An 18735-nucleotide genomic window follows, 5' to 3' on the forward strand; every position below is an offset into this window, starting at 1 on the left:
CGCCGCACGGGGGAGCGGCGCCCTTCGACGCTACGCGCGCGACTTCGCTCGCGAGAGCGATTTTCGGGAATGAGCGCCCGAAGGGAAATAAGGGAAACCACTTAGTCTCGCGTCGAGCCCGCGCTCAAATCGTCAGCTGAGCGCCGAGCTCCACCACGCGGTCGGTCGGTATGGAGAAGAAGTCGGTGGCGTTGGCCGACTGCTTGGTCAGAGCGACATAGAGCTTGTCCTGCCAGACCGGCATTTCCGAGGCGGGGCTCTCCTTGATCGAGCGCCGGCCGAGGAAGAAGGAGGTCGTCATAATATCGTATTTGACGCCGGCCTTGCGCATGGCGGCGAGCGCCGCCGGCACGCGCGGGCTCTCCATAAAGCCATAATGCAGCGTCGCGCGGGTGAAGTCGTGCGACAATTTCTCGATCTCGAAGCGCTTTTCCGGCGGCACGCGCGGCGTGTCCTCCGTGCTCACGCAAATGACCAGCACGCGCTCGTGCAGCACTTTATTGTGCTTGAGATTGTGCAGCAGCGCGGTGGGCGCGACATTGGGGTCGCTGGTCAAGAAGATCGCCGTGCCCGGCACGCGCGTCGGCTTGGATTTCTCCAGCATGGCGATGAGATCGCAGATCGGGATCGAATCGCGATGCGTCTTCTCGGCGAGCAGCGCGGTGCCGCGCACCCAGGTCCACATCACCACCAGCGAGCAGCCGCCGAGCAGCAGCGGAACCCAGCCGCCCTCGACCACTTTCATGAGATTGGCGGCGAGGAAGGCGAGATCGACGACGAGGAAGGCCAGGATGAACAGCGTCGCCGCCCATAGCGGCCAGCGCCATTTGCGCCACACCACGATGAAGGCGAGCGCCGTCGTCGTCACCATCGTGCCGGTGACGGCGATGCCATAGGCGGAGGCCAGCGCGCTCGAGCTCTTGAAGGTGGTCACCAGCACCAGCACGCCGATGAGCAGCAGCCGATTGACGCGGCCGATATAGATCTGCCCCTCCTGCGTCGCCGAGGTATGGGTGATCTCGAGGCGCGGCAGCAGGCCGAGCTGAATGGCCTGACGCACGATGGAGAAGGCGCCGGTGATGACCGCCTGGCTGGCGATGACGGTCGCCAGCGTCGAGAGAATGACGAGCGGCAGCAGCGCCCAGTCCGGGGCGAGCAGGAAGAAGGGGTTCTCGATCGCCTTGGGATCGGCGAGAATCAGCGCGCCCTGGCCGAGATAATTGAGGAACAGCGCCGGCAGCACGAAGAAAATCCAGGCGATCTGAATCGGCGCGCGGCCGAAATGGCCCATGTCGGCGTAGAGCGCCTCCGCGCCGGTGACGACGAGGAAGACCGAGCCGAGCACGGCGAAGCCGATCCAGCCATGGGTCAGCAGAAAGACGAAGCCGCGGCGTGGATCGAAAGCGTGCAGGACCTGCGGCGCATCGCCGATATGCGCGGCGCCGAGCACGGCGATCACGATGAAGAAGATCGCCATCACCGGGCCGAACAGAGCGGCGACGCGCGCCGTGCCATGGCTCTGCACCCAGAACAGCGAGACGAGAATGGCCACTGTGATGGGAAAGACATATTCGCCGAATCGCGGATTGACGATCTCGAGGCCCTCGACCGCCGACAGCACGGAGATCGCCGGGGTGATGATGGCGTCGCCCGAGAACAGCGCCGCGCCGGCGACGCCGAGCAGAAAGACGGGCGTCGCGCGCCGCCCCAGCGCATTCTGCGCCAGCGCCATCAGCGAGAGAATGCCGCCCTCGCCGCGATTGTCCGCGCGCATCAGGAAGAACACATATTTCGCCGTGACCGTGAAGATCAGCGCGAAAATGAGCAGCGAGATCGTCCCGATGACGACGTCCTCGCCGAGGCCGCCGGATTTGGCGTGGGCGAGCGACTCGCGCAGCGCATAGAGCGGGCTGGTGCCGATGTCGCCATAGACGACGCCGATCGAGCCGACGATGAGCGCCGCCATTTTCGGCGCGCCCTCCGAATGGGCGCCCGGCGGCGTCGCCGGCCCGTCCGTGTCGCATCGAGAGGAAGAGCCCGCCGCGTCACGCGCCACATTGGGATCCATGGAAATTTCCTCGACTGACATCGGATGCGCGGCGCGCCGGTCGGTCCGCGCTAGGCTCTCCGCGCTAGGCTCGGGCCCGACCGCGCCGGCGCGGCGATATACGCCTGTTCCAGATAGAAGAGAAGCCATCGGCGGCCATTTCCCGGGAAATCGCCGCCTCGCAGGAGGCGGGGACGACGCCGGAACGACGCGCCCGCCCTGGCGCTCGCCATCCTGCGCGCTGGCCTCGCGGCCGCGGCGATGCTATGGCCCAGCCTCCGTCACATCGTCCCGGGCGCTCCCCGCGACGCGAGCGCGAGACGATGATCGCGATTGTCCTCGGAGGCGCCGGCCTCGTCATATGGCTCTATCTCCTTCTCGGCCACGGCGGCTTCTGGCGCCTCGCCGAGCATGACCGCCGTTTCGTCCCCGCGGGCGCATGCGTTCCGCCGGGAACGCGCGTCGTCGCCGTCATTCCGGCGCGCGACGAGGCCGATGTCGTCGCGACGGCGCTTCGCTCGCTGTTCCGCCAGCAATTTTCCGGCAGGCTCGAGATCGTGCTCGTCGACGACGAGAGCTCCGACGGCACGGCGGCGGTCGCGCGCGCCTGCGCCGGCGAGGAGGGGGCGCAGGACCGGCTGACCGTCCTCCAGGGCCGCCCCGAGCAGGGCTGGACCGGCAAGCTCGCGGCCATGGACCGCGGCTTCGCCCATGTGCTCTCGTCCAATATCTCGCCCGATTTCGTTTTGTTCTGCGACGCCGACATCGCCTTCGCGCCCGGCCTCGTCGAGCGGCTCGTGGCCGGCGCGGCGGCGCGTGGAACCGTGCTCTCCTCGCTCATGGTCAAGCTGCGCTGCGAGAGCCTCGCCGAGCGCTGGTTCGTGCCGGCTTTCGTCTTTTTCTTCGAGATGCTCTACCCTTTCGCGCGCGTGAACGATCCCGGGAGCAAGGTCGCGGGGGCGGCCGGCGGGGTGATGCTGGTCCGTCCCGCGGCGCTGGAGGCGGCCGGCGGCCTCCAGCAGATCCGCGGCGCGCTGATCGACGATTGCGCGCTCGGCAAGCTGTTGAAGAAGCAGGGGCCGATCTGGCTCGGCCTCACCGACGACGCCGTCAGCCTGCGGCCCTATCCGCATTTGCGCGACATAGAGCAGATGGTCACGCGCTCCGCCTATGCGCAATTGCGCTATTCGCCCTGGCGGCTCGCGGGCGCGGTGGCGGGAATGGTCGTCGTCTATCTGGCGCCGCCCGTCCTCGCCTTCACGGCGCCGGAGCCTGCCGCCTATCTCGCCCTGGTCGCCTATCTCCTGATGGCGCAGTCCTATATGCCGTCTCTGCGATTTTACGGACGCAATCGGCTCGGCGCCTTCGCCTTGCCCGCGGTCGCCGCCTGCTATACGTGGTTCACCATACTGTCCGCCTGGCGGCATGGACGCGGGCGCGGCGGCGCCTGGAAGGGCCGCTATCAGGCCCCCTGAGGAGGTTGAGCGAGATCACATGAGCGACATCGCCGCCGCCGCCTCGGGGAAAGGGCATAAGGACGAGAATTTCCCCGTCGCCTCTCTCTTCGCCCCGCGACACCGCGCGGCGGTCCTCGCCTTCTATGGTTTCGTGCGCGCGGCGGATGATATCTCCGACCATGCGACGCTCTCGGGCGATCGGAAGATCGCCATGCTAGACCGCATGGAGGCGGCGCTGCTGGGCTCGGGCGAGGATATTCCGGTGGCGGCGAAGCTCCGCGCGGAGCTGGCCGAACGCGGCCTCGAGCCGCGCCATGCGCAGGATCTGCTGATCGCCTTCCGCCGCGACGTGACGCAATTGCGCTATCGCGATTGGGACGATCTCATCGACTACTGCCGCTATTCCGCCATGCCGGTCGGCCGCTTCGTGCTCGACGTCCATGGCGAGGATCGCGCGCGGACATGGGGAGCGAATGACGCGCTCTGCGCGGCGTTGCAGATCATCAATCACCTGCAAGATTGCGCGAAGGATTATCGCAATCTCGATCGCGTCTATCTGCCGCAGGACATGCTCGCCGCCAATGGCGCGAGCGTCGACATGCTCGCCGCCGAGCGCGCGTCGCCGCCGCTCGCCGCGACGCTGCGCGCGCTGGCGGAGCGCACGCAGCAGCTGCTGAAGGAGAGCGCGCCTTTCGCCGATCGCATCGTCGACACGCGGCTCGCCTTGGAAGTGGGCGCCATCCAGCGCCTCGCCGAGACGCTCACCGCGCGGCTTCGCCTCGCCGATCCGTTGAGCGAGACGGTCCACGCCTCCAAGAGCCAGTATCTGCTCACGGCGCTCGCCGGCGCCGGGACCACGCTGCTGCGCCGGCTGGTCGGACCGCGCCCCGCCGCCGCGAGCGTCGCGCGATGAGCATGGAGACGATCGCCCCCGAGGCGCCGCGGGTCGCCGCGAAAAGCTCCTTCTATCTCGCCATGCGCATTCTCGAGCCCGAGCGGCGCGACGCGATGTATGCGATCTACGGCTTCTGCCGCGCCGTCGACGATATCGCCGACGAGGAGGGCGATCGCGCCCTGCGTCTCGCCCAGCTCGACGATTGGCGCCGCGATCTCGACGCGCTCTACGCCGGCCGCACGCATCAGCGCTGCGCCGATCTGGCGCGGCCGGTGCGCCGTTTCGGCCTCGAGCGCGCCGATTTCGAGGCGATCATCGACGGCATGGCGATGGATGTCGTCGAGGATATTCGCGCGCCGCAATGGGATCGGCTCGATCTCTATTGCGACCATGTCGCCAGCGCCGTCGGCCGCCTGTCGGTGCGCGTCTTCGGCCTCGCCGACGAGCCCGATTGCGCGGTCGGCGCCTTGCCCACGAAGGCGCGCATGCTCGCCTATCACATGGGCCGCGCCTTGCAGCTCACCAATATTCTGCGCGATCTCGACGAGGACGAGGCGCGCGGCCGTCTCTATCTGCCGCGCGAGGCGCTGGAGGCGGCGGGCGTCACGGATTTCGCGCCCGGCGTGGTGCTGACGCATCCCGGCCTGCCGGAGGTTTGCGCAGCGGTGGCCGAGCGCGCGCGCAAGCATTATGCGGAATCGGAGCTTCTGATGCGCGTCTCGCCGCAGCGCGCGGTGAAGGCGCCCTATCTGATGGCGACGGCCTATCGCTCCGTTCTCGATCGTCTGGTGGCGCGCGGCTTCGCGCCGCCGCGCGAGCCGGTCTCCGCCTCGCGGACGAAAGTCCTCCTCGCTCTGCTCCGATTCGCGCTGACGTGACCGGAACCACGCATATCATCGGCGCCGGCCTCGCCGGCCTCTCCTGCGCCATTCGCCTGACCGACCAGGGCCGCGGCGTCGCGCTCTACGAAGCCGCGCGCATGGCGGGCGGACGCTGCCGCTCCTACTATGATTCCAGCCTCGATCTTTCCCTCGACAATGGCAATCATCTGCTGCTCTCCGGCAATGCCGCGGCGCTGGACTACGCTCGTCGCATCGGCTCGGTCGACGAGCTCGTCGGGCCGAAGGACTGCGCCTTCGATTTTCTCGACACGCGCGACGGCGCGCGCTGGCGCCTGCGGCCCAACGCCTCGCGCCTGCCGTGGTGGATTTTCGTGGCGGATCGCCGCGTCCCCGGCACGTCGCCGCGCGATTATCTCGGCGCGCTCGGCATTCTCGTCGCCAATAAGGGCGCGACGATCGGCGAGGCGATGAATTGCTCCGGCCTGCTCTATGAGCGGCTTTGGGGCCCGGTGCTGCTGTCGGCGCTCAACACCGAGCCGCGCGAATCTTCCGCCGCGCTCGCCGCCGCCGTGCTGCGCGAGACGCTCGCCGCCGGCGGCGCCGCCTGTCGTCCGCTGGTCGCTCGGCGCGGGCTCGGGACCGCTTTCATCGAGCCGGCGTTGACGACGCTCGCCGCGCGCGGCGCCGCGCCGCGCTTCGCCGCCCGGCTGAAGGCGATCGAATGGTCCGGCGAGCGCGCCGTGGCGCTCGATTTCGGCGACGAAAAAATCGCGCTCGGCGAGGATGACAGCGTCGCGCTCGCGGTTCCGCCCTGGGCGGCGCAGGATCTGCTGCCCGATCTCGTCGCGCCGGATGATTTCCGCGGCATCGTCAATGCGCATTTCAAGATCGCGCCGCCTCGAGGCCAGCCGCCGCTGCTCGGCATGGTCGGCTCGCTCGCCGAATGGCTGTTCGCTTTCGAGGATCGGCTCTCGGTGACGATCAGCGGCGCCGATCGGCTGATGGACGATTCGCGCGAGAGCCTCGCCGAGCGCATCTGGGCCGAGGTGGCGGCCGCCACCGGCCTGCCGGCGGCGCTGCCGCCATGGCAGATCGTAAAGGAAAAGCGCGCGACCTTCGCCGCGACGCCGGCGCAGCAGGCCAGACGTCCCGGCGCGACGACGCGCTGGCGCAATCTCTTCCTCGCCGGCGATTGGACCGCCACCGGGCTGCCGGCCACGATCGAGGGCGCGATAAGGTCCGGCTATCGCGCGGCCGAGCTGGCGGCGCGCTGATACGATCGCTCGCCGGCGCCGCGCCTGAGGCCGCATCATGCCGCAGCGGCAATTCGTCCTTTATTGACGCCGATCAAAGACGCGCGTCCGCACGCCGTTTACGCCGAGCCTCGCTCGATCGCGGCGCGCGTCCCTCTCGCATTTTCCTGCGCATCTCTCGATCGAGCCGATCATTCGATGGAGGAAGCATGTCGCTCATCACCTGGACGCCAGAGCAATTCGCCACCAATGTCTCCAAGCACGACATAGAGCATCAGGAAATTTTCAGACTGCTGAATGTTCTGGGCGATTCGGTCGCCGGCGGCGATCGCGCGGCTGTCGGCCGCGATCTCGACGCGCTCATCGCCTGCGTGGCCGAGCATTTCGCGTCGGAAGAGGCGAATTTCGAGGCCTATGGCTATCCCGCCTATCCCGGCCACAAGGCCGAGCACGACAAGCTCGTCGCCACGGCGCTCGATCTGCAGAAGAAGTTCCACGCCGGCGAGACCGACGTGACCGCGGACACGGCCGCCTTTCTCGTCGGCTGGCTGACCGACCATATTCCGAAGATCGACAAGCGATATGGCTCCTTTTTCAACGAGAAAGGCGTCGCTTGAGGGCGCGCTCCTCCCTCTCCCCGCGCCGGCGGGGAGAGGGGATGGCGAGGGGTTTCGAGAATCCGGCCGAGCATGCCATAAGAGCCGCGCAACTCACCCCTTAGACCCCGCGCGGATATGATACGCCTCGAGACCATCAGCAAGCAGAACGGCCAGCAGCTCCTCTTCATCGAAGCTTCGGCGGCCATCCTTTCCGGCGAGAAGGTCGGCCTCGTCGGCCCCAATGGCACCGGCAAGACGACGCTGTTCCGCATGATCGCCGGCCAGGAGCGGCCCGACGAGGGCCAGGTCTCGGTCGATCGAGGCGTCACCATCGGCTATTTCAACCAGGATGTCGGCGAGATGGCCGGCCGCAGCGCCGTCGCCGAGACGATGGACGGCGCCGGCCCGGTCAGCGCCGTGGCGGCCGAGCTCGCCGAGCTCGAGGCCGCCATGGCCGATCCGGACGCCGCGGAGAATTTCGATCACGTCCTCGAGCGCTATGGCGAGGTCCAGGCGCGTTTCGAGGAGCTCGACGGCTATGCGCTGGACGGCCGCGCGCGGGAAGTGCTCGCCGGCCTCGGCTTCTCCCAGGAGATGATGGACGGGGATGTCGGCGCGCTCTCCGGCGGCTGGAAGATGCGCGTCGCGCTGGCGCGCATTCTGCTGATGCGCCCGGACGCCATGCTGCTCGACGAGCCGAGCAACCATCTCGATATCGAAAGCCTGATCTGGCTCGAGGAGTTTTTGAAGGGCTATCCCGGCGCGCTGCTGATGACCTCGCATGATCGCGAGTTCATGAACCGCATCGTCGGCAAGATCATCGAGATCGACGGCGGCTCGCTCACCAGCTTTTCCGGCGATTATGAATTCTACGAGCGCCAGCGCGCGCAGAACGAGCAGCAGCAGCAGGCGCAATTCGAGCGCCAGCAGGCCATGCTCGCCAAGGAGATCAAATTCATCGAGCGCTTCAAGGCGCGCGCCTCGCATGCCGCGCAGGTGCAGAGCCGCGTGAAGAAGCTCGACAAGATCGAGCGTGTCGAGCCGCCGCGCCGGCGCCAGTCGGTCACGTTCGAATTCGCCCCGGCGCCGCGCTCCGGCGAGGAGGTGGCGACGTTGTCGCGCGTGCATAAGCGCTATGGCTCGCGCAGCATCTATGAAGGGCTCGACTTTCAGGTGCGGCGCAGGGAGCGCTGGTGCGTGATGGGCGTCAATGGCGCCGGCAAATCCACGCTGCTGAAGCTCATCGCCGGCGCGACGCGGCCGGACGAGGGCGCGGCGGCGCTCGGCGCCAATGTGAAGATGGGCTATTTCGCCCAGCACGCCATGGAGCTGCTGAATGGCGAGCACAGCGTCTTCGAGGCGCTGGAGGATGCGTTTCCGCAGGCGGGGCAGGGTTCGCTGCGCTCGCTCGCCGGCTGCTTCGGCTTCTCCGGCGACGATGTGGAGAAGAAATGCCGCGTGCTCTCGGGCGGCGAGAAGGCGCGGCTGGTGATGGCGAAAATGCTCTACGATCCGCCGAATTTCCTGGTGCTCGACGAGCCGACCAACCATCTGGACCTGGGCACCAAGGAGATGCTGGTGGCGGCGCTGGCGGCCTATGAGGGCGCCATGCTGTTCGTCTCGCATGACCGGCGCTTTCTCGCGGCGCTCTCCAATCGCGTGCTGGAGCTGACGCCGGAGGGCGTGCATCAATTCGGCGGCGGCTATACCGAATATGTCGCGCGCACCGGGCGCGAGGCGCCGGGCGTGCATGAGTGAGCGACGCTCACTGCGCGAGATTTCGGTCGAAAAACGCCTTCATCTTGGCGAGGGCCAGGCGTGATTCCGGCGCATCGGGAATTTGCGCCTGGAACACATGCGGCATTCCTTCATAGACATCGAGCTTGGCGGTCCCGCCCGCCGCCTCGATCGCCTGATACAGCCGCACCGAATCGCTGAGCAGAATTTCCCGCGTGCCGGCCTGGATGAGCGAGGGCGGAAACCCTTTCGCGAAATCGCCATAGACGGGCGAGACGTAAGGATGGCTCCAATCCTTCTCGTCCGCATAGGCGAGCATGGCGTTTTTGATCTGGCGCTCGTAGGCCATTATGGGATCGGCGTCGCGCAGCGTCACGCGCGTGTCGGCGGCGTTGCGGAAATCGGCGGCGAGCGACCATGTCACCACCGCCGCCGGCAGGCCGAGGCCCTGGTCGCGCATTTTCAGCGTCGTCGCGATCGCCAGATTGCCGCCGGCGGAATCGCCGAAGATGGCGATGCGCCGCATCTGCGATCCGGACGCAGCAGGCTCCTCATCACGGCGACGACGTCGCCGGTGATCTGCGGCCATTTCGCCGCGGGCGCGAGGCGATAATCGACGACGATCACACGACGGCCGAAGGCGCGCGCGAGCTTCGCCATTCCGGCGAGCGATCCGCGCGCGTCGAAATAGACGAAGGCGCCGCCGTGGAGATAGACGATCGTCGATCCGTCGTCGGATAGGCCGCGCGGCCGCAGATCGAAATAGGCGGCGTCGCCGATCTCGACCCGCGAGACGGCGACGCCCTGCGCCTCGACAGCCGAAAGATCGACCTCGCGGGCGGACGTCGCGGCGGCTTGGAGCCGCGCCCAGCCAGTGTGATCGCCGGGCTCCGGCAGAGTGGGAATGGCGGTGCGATCCCTGCCGATCTTCGCCAGCAGCCGCTGGCCGTCCGCCGAGATCGTGGTGGGAACGAAAGCATAGGTCGAGCCGCCGGCGGGATCGGCGCCCGAGGTCGGGCGCAGCAGCGCGATCAGCATCATGCCCGCAACCGCGCAATGCGCGAGCGCTTCCTTCAAGCTCTCACCCAGAATCCGAAGACAGCCGCACGCCGCGCGCGATATCTCAGGGTGAAGATTGCGCGCGAAGTTTTGCCGTCGCTTTTCTCGCGCGCGGCAAATATTTCCGCTCTGTGAGACGCCTTCGGGCTTTGCTGTCGCGACGCGGCCCGGCTATTTCGCCTCCCGCTCCTTGCCGTCCAGCAGACAGCTCACCGTCACATCGCCCATCACATTGATCGCCGTGCGGCAGCGGTCGAGCAGCCAGTCGATCGTCAGCAGCAGCGCGATATAGTCCGTCGGCAGCGACACGGCGCGAAACACCATGGTCATGGTCACGAGGCCGGCCTCCGGAATGCCGGCCGCGCCCACCGAGGCGACGACCGAGGTCAGCACCACCAGGAATTGCTGGCCCATCGTCAAATGCAATCCCAGCAATTGCGCGACGAACAGCGCCGCCATCGCCTCGTAGAGGGCGGTGCCGTCATTGTTGAAATTGGAGCCGACCAGCGCGCCCATGCTCGCCGATTGCTCGCGCAGGCCGACCTTCTCGCGCAGAAGCTCATAAGTCAGCGGCATGGTCACTGTGGAGCTGCCCGTCGAAAACGCCATCAGCAGCGCATCGCGCACGCCGGCGACGACATGCAGCGGGCTCGCCCATGAGCCGAGCCTGATGCGCAGCGCGTAATAGAGAAATTGCAGCGCCAGCGCGGTGACGACGGCGATGAAGAATCCGCCGAGCGCGAAAAAATCGCGAAAGCCCTTCACGCCGACGATGCTGGCGACGAGGCCGAAGACGGCGAAGGGCACGATTTCGATGATCCAATGCAGAATGGTGATGAGGCTCGTCAGCGCCACATGAACGAGATCCTCGACCGAGCGCACCTCATGCGTCCTCAACCCGCGCAACGCTATGCCGAAAGCGACCGCGATGAAGATGACGCCCATCACCGCGCCATTGTCGGAGAAGGGCCCGACAATGCTCTTGGGCACGCTGTCGAGGAATTGCGTCAGTGGATCGGTCCCGCCGCCCACGGGGGCGGCCGCCGGGGCGCCGGGGGGCGCCGACATCCAGGCGCCGGGCTGCAGGATGTTCGCGACGGCGAGGCCGATGAAGATCGCCACCAGAGTATTGGTGAGCAGCAGCGTGACGAGACGCAGCGCCTGTCGTCCGCCGAGATGCGCGCGCATCAGCGCCTGCACGATGGCGAGCAGAATCAGCGGCGGCGCCAACGCGCCGAGCAGACGCAAGACCAGCCTGGCCGGCGTCTCGAGGATTTGCGCGGCGTTGCCCAGGGCGAGGCCGGCGCCGACGCCCAGCGCCACGGCCGCGATGATGCGCATATAGAGCGGCGTCGCGCGCCAAGCTCCGAGAAGGCCGGTCGGGCTCCATGTCCTGTCGATAGAATGCAATCGATCGTCCTCCAATGAAGGGCCGCCGCGCAGACCCGGCCCCGCCCTATTGCCGCCGACGTGAAAATGACGTGAATTGTCAATCTTATAGGTCTATTCCTGCGTCTTCGGGAGTCCCATGCTCGGCGCGTCCTTCGCTCTCATCGTCAATATCATGATCGCGGCGCTATTCGCCGCGAGCTTCATATTCGTCGCGCTGGCCAATCCTGCCGACCGCCGGGCGCTGTGGTTCGCCGCGAGCTATTTGCTCGGAATGGTGGCGCCGCTGAGCCTGTTCGTCACTCCGTTCAGCCCCTGGCCCAATTTCTTCGGCGCCCTGAACTATGTGGGCTTTTGCGCGGGCCTGTTTTTGATGACGGCCTCTCTCGCCCGTTTCTATGGTCGCGGCCCGCGCTGGAGCGCCGTCGCCGCGCTCTATTGCGCCGCGCTGCTCAGCGGCGCGACGATCGCCGAATGGCCGCAAGACAATCTCGCTTTCAACCTCGTCTATCAGACGCCCTACGCCCTTGCGAGCGCCTGCTGCGGCTGGATCATCCTGCTCGCGAGCCGGCGCGGGCAGCTCGAGATCACGCTCGCGGGCCTCTATGGGCTGATCGCGGCGCATTTCCTCGCGAAGCCCTTTTTCGCGACCGCCTTCGGCGTCGGCCGCACGCCGAGCGAATATGTCGCCAGCTCCTATGCGATCGCCTCGCAATCGGCGACGGGCGTTCTGCTGATCGCGGCCGGGCTGCTCACCTTGCTCATCGTCGCGCAGGAGGCGATCGCCGAGGCGCGCCGCGCGGCGGAGACCGATCAATTGACCGGGCTCTTGAACCGGCGCGGATTCGACGTCGCTTGCGCGCCCCGGCTCGCGAGCGCGCAGGCCGGGCGCGATCCGACGACCGTCATTCTCCTCGACCTCGATCATTTCAAACGGGTCAATGATCGATTCGGCCATGCTGTCGGCGACGAGGTCTTGCGATACTTCGCCGCGCTGCTGCGGCTGACGACCCCCGAAGACGCGCTCGCCGGCCGCATGGGCGGAGAGGAGTTCGTCATTTTCCTGGCAGGCGCGCCGATCGCGCAGGGACGGCGCGTCGCCGAGACGATCCGACAGGCGGCGGCGCTGCACGCCACGCCGCGCCTGCCCCCGATCACCGTCAGCATCGGCGTCGCCGAAATCGCCGCGGATGAAACCTTCTCTCATGCGATGCGCCGCGCCGATCAGGCGCTCTACCGCGCCAAGACGCTGGGCCGCGACAGGGTCTGCATCGCCCGTCGGGCGAGCGCGATCCGCGCCGAGAGCCGGTAGCGGCGGTCACGCCTTCTTCTTCTTCTCCGCGATCGACACCAGCGTGCGCAATATGCGCCGCGCGCCCTCCAAGCGGCTCTTCATATCGGCGAAATCGCGGATGAAGACGATGCGCATGTCGGGGCGCACCTTGGCTTGCGCGCCCGGCTCCATGACGAAGCGCGCGAGGCCGGCCGGATCGGCGAAATTGCCCTCGCGGAACGCGACGATGACGCCCTTGGGCCCGGCCTCCAGCTTCTCCACATGCGCCCGGCGGCAGAGCGCCTTGATGGCGACGATCTTGAGCAGCAGCTCCACCTCCGGCGGCGTCGGGCCGAAACGGTCGATGAGCTCCGCCGCGAAGGATTCGATGTCCTGATCCGTCTCCAGCGTCGAGAGGCGCCGATAGAGCTGCAGGCGCAGAGTGAGGTCCTGCACATAGTCTTCCGGTATCGTCACCGGCGCGCCGATCGCGATGGTCGGCGACCAGGCCTCCTCCTCCGGCTCCTCTATGCCGGCCTTCAGCAGCGTGATCGCATCGCCCAGCATCTGTTGATAGAGTTCATAGCCGACCTCCTTGATATGGCCGGATTGCTCATCGCCCAGAAGATTGCCGGCGCCGCGAATGTCGAGATCATGGCTCGCCAGCTGGAAGCCGGCGCCGAGCGTGTCGAGGCTCTGCAACACCTCGAGGCGCTTTTGCGCCTGGGGCGTGATGGTCTTGTTGGCGGGCGTGGTGAACAGCGCATAGGCGCGCGTCTTGGAGCGGCCGACGCGTCCGCGCAATTGATAGAGCTGCGCGAGGCCGAACATATCGGCGCGCCAGACGATGAGCGTGTTGGCGGTCGGAATGTCCAAGCCAGACTCGACGATCGTCGTCGAGAGGAGAATGTCGAACTTTCCCTCGTAGAAGGCGGTCATGCGCTCCTCGAGATCGCCTGCCGCCATCTGCCCATGGGCCATGACGAATTTCGCCTCCGGCACGGCCTCGCGCAGAAATGCGGCGGCGTCTTCCAGATCTTCGATGCGCGGGCAGACGAAAAAGGCCTGGCCGCCGCGGTAGCGCTCGCGTAGCAGCGCCTCGCGCACGATGAGCGGATCAAACGGAGAAACGAAGCTGCGCACCGCGAGGCGATCGACCGGCGCGGTGGCGATGAGCGACAATTCCCGCACGCCGGTCATGGCGAGCTGCAAGGTGCGCGGTATCGGCGTCGCGGAGAGCGTCAGCACATGCACCTCGGCGCGCAGCTCCTTCAGCCGCTCCTTATGGCCGACGCCGAAATGCTGCTCCTCGTCGATGATGACGAGGCCGAGATCCTTGAAGGAGATCGCCTTGCCGAGCACGGCATGAGTGCCGACGGCGATGTCGATGGTGCCATCAGCAATGCCCGACTTGGCGAGGCGCATGTCGGTGGCGTGGGTCATGCGCGACAATTGCGCGATGCGGATCGGCAGGCCGGAGAAGCGCGTGGAAAACGTCTTGTAATGCTGGCGCGCGAGCAAGGTCGTCGGCACGACGACGGCGACCTGGCTGCCGTTGATCGCCGCGCAAAAGGCGGCGCGCAGCGCCACTTCCGTCTTGCCGAAGCCGACATCGCCGCAGACGAGTCGATCCATCGGGCGCCCCGAGCCGAGATCGTCGAGCACGGCCTCGATCGCCGCCGCCTGATCCTCGGTCTCGTCATAGGGGAAGCGCGCGCAGAATTCGTCGTAGAGTCCTTCCGGCGGGACCAGCTTGGTCGCCTGCCGAAGGCTGCGCTGCGCCGCGATCGCGATGAGGCCCTTGGCCATCTCGCGAATGCGATTCTTCAACCGGGCCTTGCGCGTCTGCCAGCCGACGCCGCCGAGCTTGTCGAGAACCGCCTCCGTATCCTCGGAGCCGTAGCGGGTCAAAAGCTCGATATTCTCGACCGGCAGATAGAGCTTGTCGCCGCCGGCATAGTGAATCTCGAGGCAGTCGTGCGGCGCGCCGGCGGCGGTGATCGTCTCCAGGCCGATGAAGCGGCCGATGCCGTGATCGACATGCACGACGAGATCGCCGGCCGAGAGCGCCGCCACCTCGCCGAGCAGATTTTCCGTATGCTTGGTCTTGCGCCGGCGCCGCACGAGGCGGTCGCCGAGAATGTCCTGCTCGCCGAGAATGGCGAGGCCTTGCGTCTCGAAGCCATGCTCGACGCCGAGCACGGCGAGCGCCGCCGCGCCTTTGCCGAGCGCCAGTGCCGCCGGCAGCGAAGGCACGGTCTCGAGATCGTTCAGCCCGTGCTCGGCGAGCACATGGCCGAGACGCTCGCAGGAGCCGTCCGACCAGCCGGCGACGACGACGCTCTTGCCGGCGCCGCGCAGCGCCTTCACATGGGCGACGGCCGCCTCGAAGACATTGGCCTCTTCATTGTTGCGCTCGGGCGCGAAATCGCGGCCGGCGCGGGCGGCGCAATCGATCGTCTCCTTGCCGGCGCCGTCCGGCGCGGCGAAGGGCGAGAAAGTCGCGAGGCTGCGCCCCTCGAGCTTGCCGCGCCATTCCTCTATGGTGAGATAGAGCTGGTCCGGCGGCAGCGGCTTGTAATTGGAATCGGCCGGCGCGGCGTCATAGGCGAATTTGCGGGCGTCGTAATAATCGGCGATCTGCGTCAGCCGCTCGCCGGCGGCCTCTTCCACCAGCGGATCGAGCAGCAGCGGCGCCTCGCCGACATAATCGAAGACGCTGCCCATGCGCGCATAAAAGAGCGGCAGCCAATGTTCCGCGCCCTGATGGCGGCGGCCCTCGCTGATCGCCTCATAGAGCGCGTCGCCGCGCGTCTGCCCGCCGAAGCGCGTGGTGTAGGCCTGGCGAAAGCGCCGCATCGTGTCGCTGGTGAGCCGCAGCTCGCTCATCGGCACCAGATCGAGCGAGCGCAATTGCCCGATGGTGCGCTGGCTCTCGGGATCGAAGCTGCGGATCGATTCGAGCGTGTCGCCGAAGAAATCGAGACGGATCGGCCCCGGCATTCCCGGCGCATAGAGATCGACGATGCCGCCGCGCTGGGCGTATTCGCCGGTCTCGCGCACGGTGGAGGAGCGCAGAAAGCCGTTGGTCTCCAACCACAGCGCCAGCTCGTCCAGACGCACCACATTGCCCGGCGCGGCCGAAAACGTGTCGGCGGCGACGCTCTCCAGCGGCGGAACCCGCTGCAGCAGGCAATCCACCGTGGTGACGAGAACGCGCGGCCGCTCGGCCGAGGATTTGGAGCGGGCGAGTCGCGCCAGCGCCGTCATGCGCCGCGCCGAAATCGCGGCGTTGGGCGAGACGCGGTCATAGGGCTGGCAGTCCCAGCCGGGGAAATCCAGCGCCTCCGCCTCGGGCGCCGCGAATCGCAGCGCCTCGCGAAACGCCGCCGAGCGCTGCGCGTCGCGCGCCACATGGACGAAGACGGCCGGCCGCCCCTCCGCGCCGCGCGCCAGAGCGCGGGTGAGATCGGCGGCGACGAAAGCGTCGAAACCGTCCGGGACATTCACGAAGCGGAGCTTGTCGCCTTTTTCGATGCGGGCGACGGCGGATCGAAGATCGGTCATGATCCTGTCGGGTCTCTCAGAGCGCATTCGGACAAATCATCTCCGAATGCGCGCTTATGAAGTCGCGTGCTCTTTTCCGAAAACCGCTCGGCGTCTTTCGGGAACATGCTGGTTAAAGATCGAGCGGCGTCTCATGCGCGTGAAAAGCCGCGATCCGGCGGAAGAGGGGCGTGTCATAGCGCGCCGGAACCGGCTCGGCGCGCGACAGCCAGCGGAAGACCTCGTCGTCCTGCGCGTCGAGCAGCGCTTCGAGATCGTCGAGCTCGGCCTCGGGCAGAGCGGCGATCTCGGCGTCGACGAAACGGCCCATCAAAATATCCATCTCGCGCATGCCGCGACGCCAGGCGCGAATTTTTATGCGCCGGCGGCGGATGTCGGGATCGTCTGAAGCAGAGGCGCTCAAGGGCGGAAATCCGCGGACGTGGGCTGGAGGGGGTACAAGAAATCGCGCGCCGGGCCGCCATTTCGGGCGCCGGCGCAGGAGGCCGAGGGATTAGCGCAGGCGGCGGCGAAAAGATAGATCGTCTTCCGCCTGTGGGCAGTCGTTCGAGACAGTTGCAATGCCGCTTCGATTACGGCATAAGGGCCCCGTCGCGGCGACGCGGCTCGGATGCGGGTGTAGCTCAGGGGTAGAGCACAACCTTGCCAAGGTTGGGGTCGAGGGTTCGAATCCCTTCGCCCGCTCCATTAACTGAAATGTCCGGCCTTGAGACATGGGTAACGGATTGTACCTAAGACATGGGTGACAACCTCGGGCCGAACGGGTTGTCGAGGGGTTGCAAGGTTTTCTGCTCCAGGTCGAAATATCCAAGGTCATAGTGCATGAAGCTGGTGGGTGAGGTGCATGCGCTCGTGGCGGCCGTTTTGCTGCGGCTGGTCGGGCTTGATGCGCTCGATGGCAATGCCGAGCCTGAGCCACCACACTGACAGTTTTGAGAGATTGAACGAGGCGTTGGGGCTGGCGAAGGGCACGCCCCTTCGGCAAAGTCCTTGAATTCGCCCTTAAGCCGGAAGGGTGCCGCAGTGCAAAAATTCGATCGCTTTGCAAGGCATGTGCAGTTTTCTTCCGCTCGCCAAGCGTAACGAGTTGCTAGGTTGGCTGCTGGAACGCTTTTTTCTTCGAAAAAATATATCAATGAAGTCAAATATTTGAAAATATGGCGGAGAGGGGGGGATTCGAACCCCCGATAGGCTTGCGCCTATGCCGCATTTCGAGTGCGGTGCTTTCAACCGCTCAGCCACCTCTCCACTGCCGGGACCATGATCGCTTCAGAGCGAATCGCGCATGGTCACCCTGGCCAAGTTGATCGCACGATCTTACCCAAAGAGTCAGCAACTTTTTGGGTTCATGCTTGGCTACGGACGTTTCCATCGGGAGTATCCAGGATGATCTCGCCGGTGAGCCGGTCCGCTCCGGCCACCGCCGCCCCCTCGCTAGGGCGTGTAGCCGGGGGTCGCGCAATTACCATAAATCTTTCGACATACTTCTAAGCCCGCAGATTACCCCGCATTGCCTATCTGGCTCTTCCGCTTTGGCCAGAATTCGCGTGTCTCCTCGCCAAGCCTGTGGCAATCGAAAAGCGGCACCGGGTACCCGCCCGCGATCAGACGGCGGTGCCTGTCGCGATGCCCGCCCGCGCCTCGAATTGGTATCCGGCGATTTGCCCGGCCGCATAGGCGTCGGCCAACACGCGTTTCCTGCGGCCCTGGCTTTTCACGTGGAACGATAATCCGAGCTTTGCGAGCTCGTCATCGATGACCGAAGCTTTCAGCGGCACAAGATCGCGTCCGGACGAGGTCCGCATAACAGCATCGCGCTCGCCTTTCATGGCCTTCAACTTCCCGCCGATCCCCTGCGCAAGCCCGATTTGAAAGGAATTCACGGCGTTGCGGCGCTCGCCCGTTTCCAAACCGGCATAGATGGCGCCGGCCTTGAACCGCGCGGTTTCCGAATCGAAGGTCACGCCGATGAGATCGTAGAGGAAATGGGCGGCCTCGACATCGGCCGGAAGACCGAAAAACACATGGCGGATCAAACCGTCTCGGGTCGTTTCGCCCCACGCCTTGCAGTCGCAAAAGACGGCAATGCTGGGAAGGCATGCATCGAAGACGCCGTGCCTGCGGCGCCCTGTGTCGATGCCGAATCCTTCGCAAGCCTGCCGGCGAAGCTCGATTTCGCTCAGCGACAATCCATGGCGGTCGAGGAGTTCCGCCACCTTGTTTGCCGACGCCAGGGCTTCCTGCTCGGTGCAGCCTTGATCAACCGTCTTGGCGCGCAGTGCCCGGATGCGTTGCACGACCCGGGCAAGATTTTCGTCACCAGGTTTGGCGCCAGCGTCGGCGGTTGCAAGAAGCAGGCTTCTCAGATGCGCGAACAGGGTGCGCACCCCGCTGGGAAGCCAATTGCCTGTGATTCCGCGCTCGATCGTCGCGGCCACGCGATCAAGCGGCGCCGCATCCCCGCCAAAGCCAACAGCGGCGCGCCGCTGCATGGTTTCCATTTGGATCGACGCCAACTGCGAATAGGCGCCGGCAAGTGGGCCTTCCCCGCCGCGCCGCGCGGCAAGCGAAGATGCGAGGGCCTCGATGAGGCAGTCCACGGAAGTGAGATTCCTCG

The 18735-nt window shown here is 66.4% G+C and carries 12 protein-coding genes, 2 tRNA genes and 2 pseudogenes; 8 read left to right on the top strand and 8 right to left on the bottom strand.

What is annotated here, in order from left to right; all coding sequences use genetic code 11:
• Nucleotides 1-124: 124 nt before the first annotated feature.
• Nucleotides 125-2068 (bottom strand): potassium transporter Kup, encoded by a 1944-nt coding sequence (locus tag VIF40_RS18835; RefSeq protein ID WP_331939051.1) that lies wholly within the window; start codon nt 2066-2068, stop codon nt 125-127.
• Between the two features lie 302 nt (nt 2069-2370).
• Between VIF40_RS18835 and VIF40_RS18840 the strand changes: the two genes are divergently transcribed.
• The 6 genes from VIF40_RS18840 (at nt 2371) to VIF40_RS18865 (ending at nt 8851) form a co-directional block, all read left to right on the top strand.
• On the top strand, nt 2371-3522 hold the full coding sequence (locus VIF40_RS18840) for a glycosyltransferase (protein ID WP_331939052.1): 1152 nt from the start codon (nt 2371-2373) through the stop codon (nt 3520-3522).
• Between the two features lie 19 nt (nt 3523-3541).
• Complete coding sequence (gene hpnC / locus VIF40_RS18845) at nt 3542-4417, top strand: squalene synthase HpnC (protein ID WP_331939053.1); 876 nt, start codon at nt 3542-3544, stop codon at nt 4415-4417.
• Nucleotides 4414-5277 (top strand): presqualene diphosphate synthase HpnD, encoded by an 864-nt coding sequence (hpnD, locus tag VIF40_RS18850; protein WP_331939054.1) that lies wholly within the window; start codon nt 4414-4416, stop codon nt 5275-5277. Before hpnC ends, hpnD begins: the two co-directional genes overlap by 4 nt.
• The gene (hpnE, locus tag VIF40_RS18855; RefSeq protein ID WP_331939055.1) at nt 5274-6515 is read left to right on the top strand and encodes a hydroxysqualene dehydroxylase HpnE; all 1242 of its coding nucleotides are present in this window, start codon (nt 5274-5276) and stop codon (nt 6513-6515) included. The genes hpnD and hpnE overlap by 4 nt, the downstream gene beginning before the upstream one ends.
• A 188-nt stretch (nt 6516-6703) precedes the next feature.
• The gene (locus VIF40_RS18860; protein ID WP_331939056.1) at nt 6704-7111 is read left to right on the top strand and encodes a bacteriohemerythrin; all 408 of its coding nucleotides are present in this window, start codon (nt 6704-6706) and stop codon (nt 7109-7111) included.
• A 117-nt stretch (nt 7112-7228) separates the two neighbouring features.
• Nucleotides 7229-8851, top strand: a complete 1623-nt coding sequence (locus VIF40_RS18865) for an ABC-F family ATP-binding cassette domain-containing protein (protein WP_331939057.1) — start codon at nt 7229-7231, stop codon at nt 8849-8851.
• Between the two features lie 7 nt (nt 8852-8858).
• Here the strand turns inward: VIF40_RS18865 and VIF40_RS21560 are convergent.
• Both VIF40_RS21560 and VIF40_RS18880 read right to left on the bottom strand, forming a co-directional pair.
• Nucleotides 8859-9871 (bottom strand): annotated as a pseudogene (locus tag VIF40_RS21560) (alpha/beta hydrolase).
• Between the two features lie 189 nt (nt 9872-10060).
• Nucleotides 10061-11299, bottom strand: coding sequence for a dicarboxylate/amino acid:cation symporter (locus VIF40_RS18880; RefSeq protein WP_331939060.1), 1239 nt, complete (start codon nt 11297-11299; stop codon nt 10061-10063).
• 118 nt (nt 11300-11417) lie between these two features.
• Here VIF40_RS18880 and VIF40_RS18885 point away from each other — a divergent pair, with 118 nt between their 5' ends.
• A complete protein-coding gene (locus tag VIF40_RS18885; RefSeq protein ID WP_331939061.1) occupies nt 11418-12590 on the top strand; it encodes a GGDEF domain-containing protein in 1173 nt (390 codons plus the stop codon).
• 6 nt (nt 12591-12596) lie between these two features.
• Here the strand turns inward: VIF40_RS18885 and mfd are convergent, their stop codons facing one another.
• On the bottom strand, nt 12597-16118 hold the full coding sequence (gene mfd, locus VIF40_RS18890) for a transcription-repair coupling factor (protein WP_331939062.1): 3522 nt from the start codon (nt 16116-16118) through the stop codon (nt 12597-12599).
• 112 nt (nt 16119-16230) lie between these two features.
• A complete protein-coding gene (locus VIF40_RS18895) occupies nt 16231-16521 on the bottom strand; it encodes a succinate dehydrogenase assembly factor 2 (RefSeq protein WP_331939063.1) in 291 nt (96 codons plus the stop codon).
• Between the two features lie 209 nt (nt 16522-16730).
• Between VIF40_RS18895 and VIF40_RS18900 the strand changes: the two genes are divergently transcribed.
• Nucleotides 16731-16805 (top strand) — tRNA-Gly (locus tag VIF40_RS18900).
• Nucleotides 16806-16849: 44 nt separating this feature from the next.
• On the opposite strand, the pseudogene VIF40_RS18905 reads toward VIF40_RS18900, so the two are convergent.
• The 3 genes and pseudogenes from VIF40_RS18905 to VIF40_RS18915 form a co-directional block, all read right to left on the bottom strand.
• Nucleotides 16850-17093, bottom strand: a pseudogene (locus VIF40_RS18905) (hypothetical protein); the annotation flags it as partial.
• A gap of 183 nt (nt 17094-17276) precedes the next feature.
• Nucleotides 17277-17366, bottom strand: a tRNA-Ser gene (locus VIF40_RS18910).
• Between the two features lie 356 nt (nt 17367-17722).
• Nucleotides 17723-18735: DUF2786 domain-containing protein (locus tag VIF40_RS18915; protein WP_331939064.1), on the bottom strand; the 1013-nt coding region annotated here is incomplete at its 5' end.

This window comes from Methylosinus sp., assembly GCF_036560965.1.
Lineage (GTDB): Bacteria > Pseudomonadota > Alphaproteobacteria > Rhizobiales > Beijerinckiaceae > Methylosinus.